Source organism: Dysgonomonas sp. PF1-14 (genome assembly GCF_029892965.1).
In the GTDB taxonomy this organism is placed as follows: Bacteria; Bacteroidota; Bacteroidia; order Bacteroidales; family Dysgonomonadaceae; genus Dysgonomonas.
The window spans coordinates 314,667-327,390 of the sequence record NZ_JARXWN010000003.1 but is presented as its reverse complement, the minus strand read 5'-3'; the positions used below and the strand labels follow the sequence as shown (position 1 = coordinate 327,390).

General features: G+C 36.5%; 11 protein-coding genes. 1 reads left to right on the top strand and 10 read right to left on the bottom strand.

Annotated features, from left to right (window positions below; all coding sequences use genetic code 11):
* Positions 1-802 precede the first annotated feature (802 nt).
* On the top strand, positions 803-2,632 hold the full coding sequence (locus M2448_RS05910) for an SLC13 family permease (protein ID WP_280645575.1): 1,830 nt from the start codon (positions 803-805) through the stop codon (positions 2,630-2,632).
* Positions 2,633-2,638: 6 nt separating this feature from the next.
* Here the strand turns inward: M2448_RS05910 and M2448_RS05905 are convergent, their stop codons facing one another.
* From M2448_RS05905 to M2448_RS05860, 10 genes are all read right to left on the bottom strand, one after another.
* Positions 2,639-3,121, bottom strand: coding sequence for a GAF domain-containing protein (locus M2448_RS05905; protein ID WP_280645429.1), 483 nt, complete (start codon positions 3,119-3,121; stop codon positions 2,639-2,641).
* Positions 3,122-3,123: 2 nt separating this feature from the next.
* The gene (locus M2448_RS05900) at positions 3,124-4,347 is read right to left on the bottom strand and encodes a WcaI family glycosyltransferase (RefSeq protein ID WP_280645430.1); all 1,224 of its coding nucleotides are present in this window, start codon (positions 4,345-4,347) and stop codon (positions 3,124-3,126) included.
* Between the two features lies 1 nt (position 4,348).
* Positions 4,349-5,263, bottom strand: a complete 915-nt coding sequence (locus M2448_RS05895; protein ID WP_280645431.1) for a glycosyltransferase family 2 protein — start codon at positions 5,261-5,263, stop codon at positions 4,349-4,351.
* A gap of 3 nt (positions 5,264-5,266) precedes the next feature.
* The gene (locus M2448_RS05890; RefSeq protein WP_280645432.1) at positions 5,267-5,671 is read right to left on the bottom strand and encodes a putative colanic acid biosynthesis acetyltransferase; all 405 of its coding nucleotides are present in this window, start codon (positions 5,669-5,671) and stop codon (positions 5,267-5,269) included.
* 154 nt (positions 5,672-5,825) lie between these two features.
* Positions 5,826-6,719, bottom strand: coding sequence for a glycosyltransferase family 8 protein (locus M2448_RS05885; protein ID WP_280645433.1), 894 nt, complete (start codon positions 6,717-6,719; stop codon positions 5,826-5,828).
* Between the two features lie 18 nt (positions 6,720-6,737).
* Complete coding sequence (locus M2448_RS05880) at positions 6,738-7,904, bottom strand: glycosyltransferase (RefSeq protein ID WP_280645434.1); 1,167 nt, start codon at positions 7,902-7,904, stop codon at positions 6,738-6,740.
* Between the two features lie 6 nt (positions 7,905-7,910).
* Positions 7,911-9,053, bottom strand: a complete 1,143-nt coding sequence (locus M2448_RS05875; protein WP_280645435.1) for a glycosyltransferase — start codon at positions 9,051-9,053, stop codon at positions 7,911-7,913.
* A 10-nt stretch (positions 9,054-9,063) separates the two neighbouring features.
* Complete coding sequence (locus M2448_RS05870; RefSeq protein ID WP_280645436.1) at positions 9,064-10,188, bottom strand: glycosyltransferase family 4 protein; 1,125 nt, start codon at positions 10,186-10,188, stop codon at positions 9,064-9,066.
* A complete protein-coding gene (locus M2448_RS05865; RefSeq protein WP_280645437.1) occupies positions 10,185-11,474 on the bottom strand; it encodes a hypothetical protein in 1,290 nt (429 codons plus the stop codon). Before M2448_RS05865 ends, M2448_RS05870 begins: the two co-directional genes overlap by 4 nt.
* 7 nt (positions 11,475-11,481) lie before the next feature.
* Positions 11,482-12,723 carry a glycosyltransferase family 4 protein gene (locus M2448_RS05860; RefSeq protein WP_280645438.1) on the bottom strand — a complete coding sequence of 414 codons (1,242 nt, stop codon included), beginning with the start codon at positions 12,721-12,723 and terminating at the stop codon, positions 11,482-11,484.
* Position 12,724 lies beyond the last annotated feature (1 nt).

Below are 12,724 nucleotides of genomic sequence, written 5' to 3'. Positions count from 1 at the left end.
GGACAGGGTTGTTAAGTTCTGCGAGTTGCCACGTCTTTTAAGGCGTGGGTAAGGAGTATTCTTTAAGAAGACTTTAGTCAAATCTGATTTGGCTAAAGCCATTTCAGAATGATCAACCTTATTCCTCCACTTAAAAGTGGAGGCAATTAATTGAATAGAAATCAGAACTTAACAGCCCTGCTCTAAAGAGAGGCTACAAAAGAGAATAGTAAGAGCCTGTTTAAATTTTACCAAAACATTTTGTTATCGTTCTTTTTTCGTTCATTTCCAGTCTCTTTTGGTGAAATTTATCCCTTTCTTCAGCTTGAATAGCCCGCTATTCGCGCTTCAGATAAGAAAAAATCATTCCAATAATAGTTCTGAAAACCTGAATGAATAAAATTTAAACAGGCTCTTAAAAAAAAGTAACAAAAACCAAAAACAATGCAAAAACGTTACATTCGTTACATTTTAGTTAAAATCCTCCTCACTCTAGCCCTTTCCAATGGGAGAGGGAGCTGCAAAGCCCCGAAAAGGAGAAGTATCTCTTATGAGAGGAGAGTCCTTTCCCACCGGTCAGCGTGACAGAAAAAAGGAATAATCGCTAAAAGCTAACAGCTATTTTCTAATAACTATATTAATATCCAATCCATATTAATAATTAGCAAAAAAGGCTAAAGTTCTCTAATCTTTTCAAGAATGTTATCCTTTTTGATTCGTTGATTGATACAGGATTTTTTATCTTTGTATGAATCAGCAAAATTTGAAAGGAAACTATTAAAAATCTGCTTCAATTATGGACTTATCATCTCTTCTCACTCCGATGAACATTACGTTGATCATTTTATTTATCGCTGCATTTTTCTTTATGCAGGGAAAAGTTCGTTCCGACCTCGTGGCCATTTGTGCATTGCTGGCACTGGTCATTTTTGATATATTAAGTCCGACTGAGGCTTTGGCGGGTTTTTCCAACTCGGTGGTAATAATGATGGTAGGTCTGTTCGTTGTAGGTGCCGGTATTTTCCGTACCGGACTGGCTAAGATGATAAGTAGTAAGATACTTCATCTGGCAGGAAACAACGAGAATAAACTGTTTGTACTGATTATGCTTGTAACGGCTTCGATAGGAGCCTTTGTCAGCAATACGGGAACGGTAGCGGTGATGATGCCTATTATTATAAGTATGGCAGCCAGTGCCAATATCAATTCGCGGCGCTACCTGATGCCTCTGGCTTTTGCCAGCAGTATGGGTATGTTCACATTGATAAGCACGCCGCCCAACCTTGTGATAAACAATGCACTGATAGAGGCCGGTTATGATGGGTTGGCGTTTTTCTCTTTTGCTCCGATAGGGTTTGTTGCACTTTCGGTAGGTATTATAGTGCTTTTCTTTCTTACCAAATTTTTGGTGACGAAGAACGATACATCGGGCAATAAGAAGAAACAGGGAAAGTCACTTATCGAACTGGCTCAGGAATATCAGTTGCAACAGCAATCGTACAGGATAGAAGTACGGTACGATTCTCCCCTGCTGAGCAAGAATCTGAAAGAACTCAGAATCGCGACAAACTATGATGTGAGTATTACCAAGATCGTGCGCAAGGTAGGTAATTCCAGATTCAGAAAAAATGTGGTGGAAGAAGTTGCAGGCCCTAAATCGACAATATTAAAAGATGACATACTATATTGTCATGGTGATCTGGAAAATATAGAAAGATTTGTTTCTGAAAACAATCTGTTCTTTGAAAGGGTAAACGACAAAGAACCATTCTCCGATTTTCAGGAATCGGGTATCGCCGAAATTTTTGTCATGCCCAATTCGAGACTGATAAACCGTACTATTTCAGAAATACGTTTCCGCGAAGAATACAATGTTAATGTACTGGGTATTCAGCGCCAGAACGAATATAAGATGCAGGACATTAAAGATACAAAACTGCACTCGGGCGATGCCTTACTGATTCAGGGTACATGGAAAGATCTTGCCAATCTGGACGAAAGGCAGGATGATCTTGTACTGGTAGGTCAGCCGTTGAAGGAAGCGTCGAAGGTTACCCTCGACCAGAAAGCTCCAATAGCTGCTATTATAATGTTATTGATGATTCTGGCTATGGTATTCGAAGTATTGCCATCGGTGATTGCGATCATGCTTGCTGCAGTTCTGATGGTTGCTACAGGGTGTCTGCGCAATGTGGAAGAAGCATATAACAGTATAAACTGGGAAAGCATTGTCCTCATCGGGGCTATGCTGCCGATGGCTACTGCATTTCAGAATACAGGTGTGGATACGCTTATTTCGGGCAGCTTGGTCGGGCAACTGGGTGATATGGGGCCTTACGCTCTGCTAGCGGGAATATATTTCTGTACGTCGCTGCTGACAATGTTTATCAGTAATACTGCAACAGCGGTACTGTTTACGCCTATCGCCCTGAAAGCAGCTATTGGCATGGGTGTCAGTCCTTATCCGTTCTTGTTTGCGGTAGCGGTGGCTGCAAGTATGTGTTTTGCATCTCCGTTCTCTACTCCGCCGAATGCGCTGGTGATGAGCGCCGGACGCTACAGTTTTATGGATTACGTAAAGGTAGGGTTGCCGCTACAGATCATCATGGGGATAATAATGATAATGATACTACCGTTACTGTTTCCTTTCTAAAAGGATTCAGTATTGGGCTTCTAAAAGCTTTACTATTTCCTGTAGATAGAGAGCATCCGTTTGGTCGAAATGGTTAAGGTGATCACTGTCTACATCGAGTACGGCAATTACTTCATCGCGAACAAACAAGGGAACTACGATTTCGGATTGTGAGGCAGCATCGCAGGCGATATGTCCGGGAAATTGATTGACGTCTTCCACGATGACTGTGCGTTTTTCTTTCCATGCTGTTCCACAGACACCTTTTCCGTATTTTATGCGTGTACAGGCTATTGTACCCTGAAAAGGGCCGAGTACAAGTTCTTGGTGTTTCACTATATAGAAACCTACCCAGAAGAAGCCGAATGCTTGTTTCAGTGCGGCAGATACATTTGCAAAATTAGCAATGGTATCGGTTTCTCCCGTAAGCAAGCCTTTCAGTTGTGGTAGTAAGGATTCATACTTCTCGGCTTTCGATGCACCGGTGTCTATATATAGTGATTCTGCCATGATTAGTTATTTTTTACTTTATCTATAAATTGTGAAAGTATCTTATCTCTGTTCAGATGATTCTCAGCATATTGCCTCGCATTAGTTCTTATTTGCGTCAGATCGGAAGCTAAAGCCGTATCTATGGCATTCTTCAGTGCAGCAACTGACTCCGGCTCACAGAGAACGCCCATGTTATTATTCCTGATATCCTCATACAAGGAAGTTCCGGGCATAGCAGTCACAATGGCACAGCCTCCGGCAGCAAGTATTCCGGTCAGCTTGCTTGGCATCACCAGATCGGACGCTTCTCTTTTCTGTAGCACCAGATGCAAATCAGCTGTCGCCAGCAAAGCTGATAACTGTTCGTAAGGCTGCAAAGGATAAAAGGTCATATTAGTTAATCCTTTATCGGCAGCCATCTTCTTCAAGGCATCCTTTTCTGCGCCCGAGCCAACCATCATGAAGCGGATATGTGGCTGATCTTTATATTGTCCGGCAACTTCGAGTAATATCTCCAGTCCCTGCTTCTTGCCCATATTGCCGGAATAGAGGATTACGATATCGTCCTGCGAAATGCTGAACTTGTCCCTCAGTGACTCGCTTTTCGATAATGGCTTAATGAAGTCTATATCAACCCAGTTGGGCAACATTACGATCTTGTCATCGGAGATTCCCTTTTTCGCGACACGACTCTTCATTCCTGATGTCAGGGTAGAGACATAGTCACTTTTACGCAACAGGAACTTCTCCATTTTGAACATCAGATTCAACGCTTTCTGGTTTGATAACATGTTCAGGTCTTTTGCTGCATCTATCTGTAAATCCTGAATATGAGAGACAAGAGAGGTTTTCTTGAATATAGAGTATATATATGGTGAAAAGCCAATATGAAAGGGTGGGCATACGGTTATGACCAGATCGTATTTCTTCTTAAACAGTGCAGCAAACCAACGGAACGAACTGCTCCACAGGAAAGAGAACTCATGGGCTATACGCTTTTTCGAGTCTACTTTTGCAGGTACATAGAATGGACAACGGTAGACCTTAACGCCATCTATGATTTCCTTGTGCCACCACCTGTTCTGATATTGCGGGGCGACTTCCCACTCGGGATAATATGGCATGGCGGTAATCACGCTTACGTCATAACCCTGCGTCGCCAGCCACGAGGACATTTCTCCTGTGTACTTGCCTATGCCGGTAAGCTCGGGTGTATAGTTTATGCCGTAGATGAGGATGCGCATGCTAGTTGTTATTATATATAAGTTTGTTTATATCGAAGTCATATAACTTATATAAAGCATCTGCCAAGGTTATATTATCATCCATTGTCAGACGGAGTTCATGGATTGTTGCATCTACCATGAATCTAAACCAAAAGCCTTGTAGAAAATGACACACAAGCCCCTCTTTACCATCTAAGAAGCCCAAACACAAAAAATAACGATAATTAAAGTATAGAAAACTCCGGAGAAATAATGGAACCTTCTGAAAAACATTGTTTTTAAGCCACCTCCTTTTTTCTATGGGATTACCTCCTATACTGGCTTTTACATCACCTGTCTCTCCTATCATTATTGTTTCTGCCGCCTCCATTATCGCCCATTTATTGTGCTTTATAGTAAAGGATCTTAAATCACTGATCATATAGTCTATCAAGTCAATACCCTTTTTTACTACATATTTTTTTCCATCAAGAATATAATGCTGATCATATACTTTTTCTTCACATTTCCCTTTATCTGCTTTAAACAATCTCATATGATAGATCGGGTATTGTCCTCCATGTTTTATCCACCTTCCTAAAAAAATCATCCGCCGGCAAAACATATATCCGTCATAATCGGCAAGCGGATCAAAGTCTTCTAATATCCACCTTTTCAGTTCAGAGGAAAAACATTCTCCTGCATCAAGATGGAAAACCCATTCTGTATTGAACGGATTATTCACTTGAGCCCAGTTTCTTTGTTGAGAATAATTATCAAAGGGATGTGAAAGGATTTCTACTTTATATTCTTGTAAGATATCTAAGGTCTTATCTGTTGAGCCCGAGTCAACAACAAGTATTTTATCTGTTATACCCTTAATGCTATCTAAGCATCTACGGATATTATCTTCTTCATTAAAAGTAAGAACTATTATCGTAAGATCTGAAACCATAATTCAATGATTAACTATGACTCTTTTTTTTATAAATTTTGCGGGATTTCCTCCGACTATAGTCCAAGGTTCGACATCCTTAAAAACAGCAGCCCGCGCTCCGACTATAGCTCCTTCTCCGATTGTAACTCCAGGTGAAATAAATGCTCCTGCACAAATCCAAACATTCTTCTCTATTGTTATATCTTTTCGTAATAACGGCAAAGTTCCATCCGTATAATCATGTGTTCCCCCACACAAATAAACATCTTGAGATATCACGGTATTATCTCCTATCTTTATTTTATTAAGATTATATATACGGACTCTAGGGCCAAGAGCTACATAACGTCCAATTGTTAAGTCCCATGGCCTACTGATATCTGTCGATCCAAATGCCATGCTTGTATAGCTAACATTGGCTCCCATACATTTTAATAGGAACATTCTTAGATAACAGAAACGATGCCAACACAACCTCCATATTGTACTTTTAACAATTCCCCATATAATCCTATAAAGATAATCTTTGAAAGGAAAAGGCCAACGTTCTGTATCATTAAGCTGTTGATTCATTAAAAAATTATAATTTAAATAAAACTTTTATATAACTCTTGTACGTTTTTAGCATCTTTCTCACTGAAATCTTCGTTATATTTTTGTACGATCTATACTCATTAAAGATAGTCTTATTTAATGTTCCCTTATATAGTTCATATTGCGGATGAATAAATTCCGCGAATAAATCCCAAGGTTTCGGACGACCGTAAAAGTGATAAATACCTTCTTGAAGTGCATATTCCTTATAAGATATCCTATTTGATATCATTATATTAAACTTGTGTGGTAATTTCTGAAAATTATTATAAAAATAATAGTTCAACACAGTCTGGTCTGCTGTTTTAAGTTTATCAGAATGTTGCTCTGCAAATTCGAGACACTTCTCCGTAATTCTGTTTTCCCTCCACCTCTTACAATCAATAACCATAATACCTGAATTAAAATAAGCAGCATTCATATCGATCTCAAGAGAGTTATATAGTGTTTTTTCCAATGTATTCGACATGCGACACTCTATGACTGCTGCAACTATATAATCATATAGCGGTAAATTATATAGTCCTACAATATCTGTATTAACTAATATATCTAAGTCCAAATATATTACCTTGTTTTCTCCCACTAATTCTGGAATTAAAAGCTTAGCATAAGCAAATTTATTCCCATGCAAGCTTTTAAGACCTTCGAAGTCTCCCATATATGGCACAGATATAACTTCATACCTTTGCCTGAACTGGGATAAAGAATTATTTAACTTATTGAGATCGGAATCATTATAACCTTTATTTATAAAATAAATATTATGAAAACTCCCTGTTGAATGACTGAGCAATGAAAATAAAGTAACATGTAAGCCTATCTCAACATTTTTATCACCACAGATAACTATTGGTATGACATTAGTACTATCTTCCATAATTCATATACACTTAAATCAGCCCAAAAAAAACAATAGTTTTTTTGCGAATTCATTTATTCCAAAAAAATCAAAAAAAAGCTTTCCCGCGCTATTGTTCATATTTTCCTTCTCTTTATTAGTCAAAGATAGCCATTTACTCAACATATCATATATTTCTTCGATTGTATCAGAACAAATCAATCCTCCATCACCATTGGCTATTTCACGCCAGATATTGACTTTATCCGTTATCAAAACCGCTTTTTGGCAAGCCATAGCTTCTACTATAGCTATTCCAAAATTTTCCTGATGACTAGGCAGCACAAATACTTCGCAATTATAGAATGCTCCCCATTTTGTTTCCCCTGATAGCATTCCCGGAAATAGTATATTATTATTCCCACCAGTCAACGCTTTGACATGTTGCCCATATGGAGTTTCTAAACCGGGTCCAGCTATTACAAGCTGGGGTATATCCGGATTTTCTCTATACAGTTGTAAATAAACCTTTACTAACATATCAACACCTTTCTTTTCATGGATACGACTGAGAAAGAGAAAAAACGGTTTTCGATTCCAACCCTCACATTTCTCAGAAAAATTTTGTGTCATTTCTTCTTTAAATTCGGGTGGTGGCAAGATCCCGTAGCCTATATTTAATTCTTGTTTTGGCTTATATGGAGAGAATGTTTTACGGGCTAATAATAATTCCTCCTCACAAGTAAACAAGAGACCATCAGATTCATTGACAAGGTGTCTCTCTATTAATTTCCAAAAAAACCAATTACGTATCGCTTTAATCTTTCGCCCTTTTGCTTTTTGGAAGTATGGATCAAGCATTCCATGTGGCATAACGTATAATCGAGGGACCTTGTGGTTTCTTTTTTTATAATCCATCCAGATTTTATAAGTCCCATAACTATGATATAGCCAGAGTCCATGTATCATTACAACGTCGTATCTTAGCATATTATCTAAGAGCCATTTTTTCAACTTTGGACAATATGCATATGGTCCTTTAGCGGGACCGATAGTATATATAGGAAAATTATCAGATCCTAAATAGTCCGCATCCGGCGCATCAAAACAAAGGACCTCATTCTCTACTCCTTTCTCTTGGAGGGCCGGAATAGAATTGCGTATGCCTTGACAAGGTCCACCACTCTTAGGGTCCATACTGCATATAACACGGAGTACTTTCATTAATTATTATTTTTTAATCCAAGGTGCATTCGGCTTCTCCGACTCTTTATTGTCTATATAAACTAATATATCCCTAAAATACTCAACAACAATTTCGGCTGAAATATGCTTCTCAGCCCATTTTTTTAGAGATAGACGCTTCTCCATAGATATCTTACCTTCAATAATTTTTTTTTCAAGCTCCTTTTTAATTTCATTATCTGTTAATGGCTCAATAATATTTCCAAGCATCTCATTATTTTGCAATAAGATTGCAGAACCACAATTATAGCCTACCATAACAGGTGTTCCTTCCATCAAAGCTTCACTAACAACTGCCCCCCAGCCATCATAGCGGCTCGGTAATATTAATAAATCAGATTCTGACATCTGCTTTCTGACTTTATCATTTTTAAGGAAAGCCTGTAGTCTTATTTTATTTTTTTGTTTGATGCTATTTTGTATAAGGTCTGCTTTTTCTATATTAGAATCATTCACACAATATAAATCGGCAATGAAATCAATATCTGCCAGTTCATCCAAAGCTCTTATCAATAAATCATACCCTTTCCATGTATATAAAGATCCAACATATATTATACGAAATGGAGTTCCCTCCTTCACTTCAGTAATATCTTCTATTTTAGAATTTTCCATTGTATAGATCCAATCAACAATTTTATTCTGATTATATCCCCATAACTTAAATTGTTCTTTAGCTTCCCACCCTATAGCTAATATAAATTCTATATATTTATCATAATAATAATAATGACAATAACCTCTAATATTTCGCAAAAAACCCTTTACTCCTCTCATATCTAAAGACTCACTCAATATAGCTATCCTACAAGAACTAGCACACGCGTATTTAAAGGCTTTATGTATAGAGGGGAATGCTCCTATCCCTGAGAATATATGAATACATTTATTGTCTTTATTATTGTCAATTAATTTCCGCCAGCTAAAATCTTTATTTATTTTAAGGACATTTGTATTATTCAGAGCTGGTTCTTGCCATCCCATTAAAATACGTTCACGAGATAGTGGCTCACAGACAATAAGCCAAACTTCAATTTGAGAATATTCTGATAATTTTCTAAAGAAAGGTGCCTGATGTATACTATTAGTATTTTGCCAGAAGAAAAGTTTCTGTTTTGATTGTTTCATATAAAAACATTTATTGCTCTGTTTTTTTATCTAATGTATTCCTTATCCAATTATCTAACTCTGAAGAACGGGCTGCCCATGTGTGTAATTTGGGGTCAACGGCCTCGTATTCCTCTTCATAATTCAACAATTTCGTTACAGACTTTGACATTTCCAAAGCTGAGCCTGGTTTATAATAAAATCCTGATTTACCTAACACAATAGGAGGCTCACCTATATTACATGTAATAACAGGTTTGCGAAAAGGAAGATACATATATAATTTACTGGGACAACGCGCCCAATCCTGAATTGTATCATTCATAGGTGAAATAAATGCATATGCAATTGAAAAATAACGAGATATATCTTCTTCTTCAATAAAGCCTGGCATCAATACAGTGTCCTCTAAACCTTTTTCCTTTATATACTCCAATCCCGAGTAATAATCTTTGCCATTTCCCAGTAAAATTAGTCGTATATCTTTCTCTTTCCCCTTCAGCAAATTAAAGGCTTCAAGCATTGTGTAAGCACCATAATTATCTGTTATAGAACCCAAAAATATGAAATTTTTCTTTTTTGATAGTTCCTTAAATGTTGACGGTAATAATTCTGGTCTTATCTCTTTATACAAGTCCGGAGTAAATGCATACGGAAGATATAAGATTGGAGTTGATGATTTAATCTTTTTTTCTTTACATTCAAATTCATTCACTAAATAACGGCTTGCACATATAAGCCCTTGAGCATAAAGAACTGAATAATATTCGAGGATAAACGAGATCGCTCTCCGCTTAAAGCTGACATTATATATTTTTGATTGTAACTCAGAATGTTCAACTATATACTTTGCTGAAATATTGGGATGCACGATATTCCTTATAACAAAAGCACATATATATATATAATCAGGTTTTATAGCTTTTATTATTTTATTCTTTTCTTTTATTTCTCTAAAGAAGCTACACTTTTGAAAATAATGAAATTGTATTGCTGAAGAACATTCTATCTCAGCTCTTTTTCTATTTTCAGAAGCATCTTCGAGGACTATGTGTACCTCCCAGCCCATATCTACCAAAGGACCAGCTAATCCAAATGCTCTTTTTGAGGTTGCAATATCTTTTATGTCTCCAGTTGTAACAAAACAGATTTTCATACATATGTTTTTTCATCTTTTTTTGAGAGTTGCCTCTGCTTACATAATATAGAATTATATAATACTATAATAAAACTTAACATTATAGGTATAGTTTGCCTTATATGAGGCAATGGGGAAAAACAGAATATCCATATCCCGTTTATTAAATAATTAATAATAATAACAACATATGAACTATCCAGTATTTGTCTTTCTTTCAACAAAGCAAATCCACGTTTAACAAATAATACAAATATATATAACATAGATAGAAAGCCGCCTATTCCTGCTGTAAGCCATGCACCAAATAAAACTGAATGACTAGGTATAATCGGATTTTTCATCATTTGAAATCGACTAATAAAGCGTTCCTCATCACCATGTAAAACATGTACCATATAATTGTATTTTCCTGTAGGATCAGGTGCCCATGAACCATGCCCAAAAACCGGTTTATCACGTATAGCCAATAAGGAAGTAAAAGTCTCTGAACGGCCAACTATTAATATATTAATCGGGTTGTATGGGTTTTCCATTTTTGATATCTGGTTTTTAATGTGGTTCCCTCCGATATTTCCCAATGAAGCCTGATAAATATACAATGAATATAATATCTGTGTCAGGAGTAAGAATAAAATCCCAAAAGCAATTATTTTTTTCCGAGTAATATTGAGGAACTTTCTTCTAAACAAAAATAAGATAGCTGTCAAGATAAAAAATGCTCCATTTGACCGAAAATCAAAGAAAAAACAAAACAACCCGTAAACAATCAACACACTGACAATTATTATATATCTATTCACAATTTTCTTTTCAAGTAGAAACCATGTTGATACCAATATTATACTATTCAGAATAGGGCCTAACTGAAATTTTAAAAAACTCATATCTTCCAATGAATATTCATCTGTCTCGACAGGAGCAATTATAAAGCAAATAATAGACCCTATAAAATACATGATAATCAGTGATGGAGCATTCTTTAACATCCGGGCCAAAAAAGTTGTTACTACTATAGCCATTAATATATTGGCCCAGCCTCGGAGTAAATCATTCGTTTGCGAACCATTTACGATATCGCTTATTACCTGAGAGACAAAGAAAACTATATATACGATGCAGATTTTTTTTACATCTGGCAAATCACGAAATGTCTCCATCCACTTTTTAGGAGACAAACTATACATTAAAGCGAAAAGTTCACTTAGTGGCAATTGACCTACAAGAGGTAATTTTATACCTGCAAATGCTGCAAATAAAAATAATTTTATTTTCCGCACTAATATGTTCTTACCCTTTCCCACAAGAATGTTATTTGTTCAGTAATGTAGTATAAAGTTCTTTAAATTGAGAAGCATACTTTTCCCATGTATAGTTTTCTTGAATATTCTTTGTTGCGTTCCGTCCCAAACACTCCATTTTTTCTTTATCAACACATAAATTCATTATAGAATTAGCAATTGCTGTACAGTCCTTAGATGGTATAATTATGCCATCAACGCCATTTGAGATAGGAAGTCCGCTCTCTTCTGTTGCTATTACAGGTAATCCTGCTGCTAATGCTTCCATTCCCGAGCTGGCACAGCCTTCACATAAGGATGGAAATATATATATATCAGATTCCTTAAGATGCTCTTTCAGCTCATCCTGAGGTATAAATCCTAGAAAATTAATAGATTTAACCGGATATTTCTTTATCAAAGGTATAGCTTCCTCATATGATCCTATAACTTTCATTTCAAATTTTATATTCTGTTGTTCCAGAGTTTGAAGTGCTTTTAATAAATATTCTGCACCTTTGCGAAAACCAAAACCTCCCGTAAATAAAAGCTTCACCGACTCGCCCACAGTATAATCCGTTTTTAAAGAAATAAAGTCTTCGCGAACTCCTAGATATATTACTTTTAGTTTTTCCTCTGGAAATCCTTGTTCTATAAATGTTTTCTTCACAAAAAAAGAATTTACAACAACACGATCTGCCATCTCTGCATCCTTCACTGTATATTGGAATAGAGGCGATTTCATTCCCAAAGTAAATATCTCATGATTACGCATATATTCATTAGCTAAATGCTTATCCATATATGCCGGGTGTGCAATACTATGATCAACGATTATTTTCATCCCCTCTCCTTTTGCCTTTCGGATGGCACCACCTTGTCCTGCTCCACTGCGAACATGAAATATCTCTGCATTTTTTATATATTTCCTACTCTGGAAACCGTATAATCTCCATGCCCATCCAGCCAGGTTGCGACGACTGGGGTATTTAATAATTCTATTGATAAGAACCCCCCCCCATAAAAAAAAGTCAGGAAGTGCACAACTATAATTTCTATCTTTCAATTCCACAGGTTTTCTCTTTTTCAGACCTGTGGACAAGTGTTTATGTTTTATTAATTTTGATAATAAGCGAACAAACCAACCATCAGTATTCTTAGGTATCCAACTTTGAATAACAGACAGATCTGTTAATTTATATATATATACAGCACTTTTCATAAAATGAAGAGGCCCTATTCCTGCTGATATAATAACTTTAATCTTATTCATT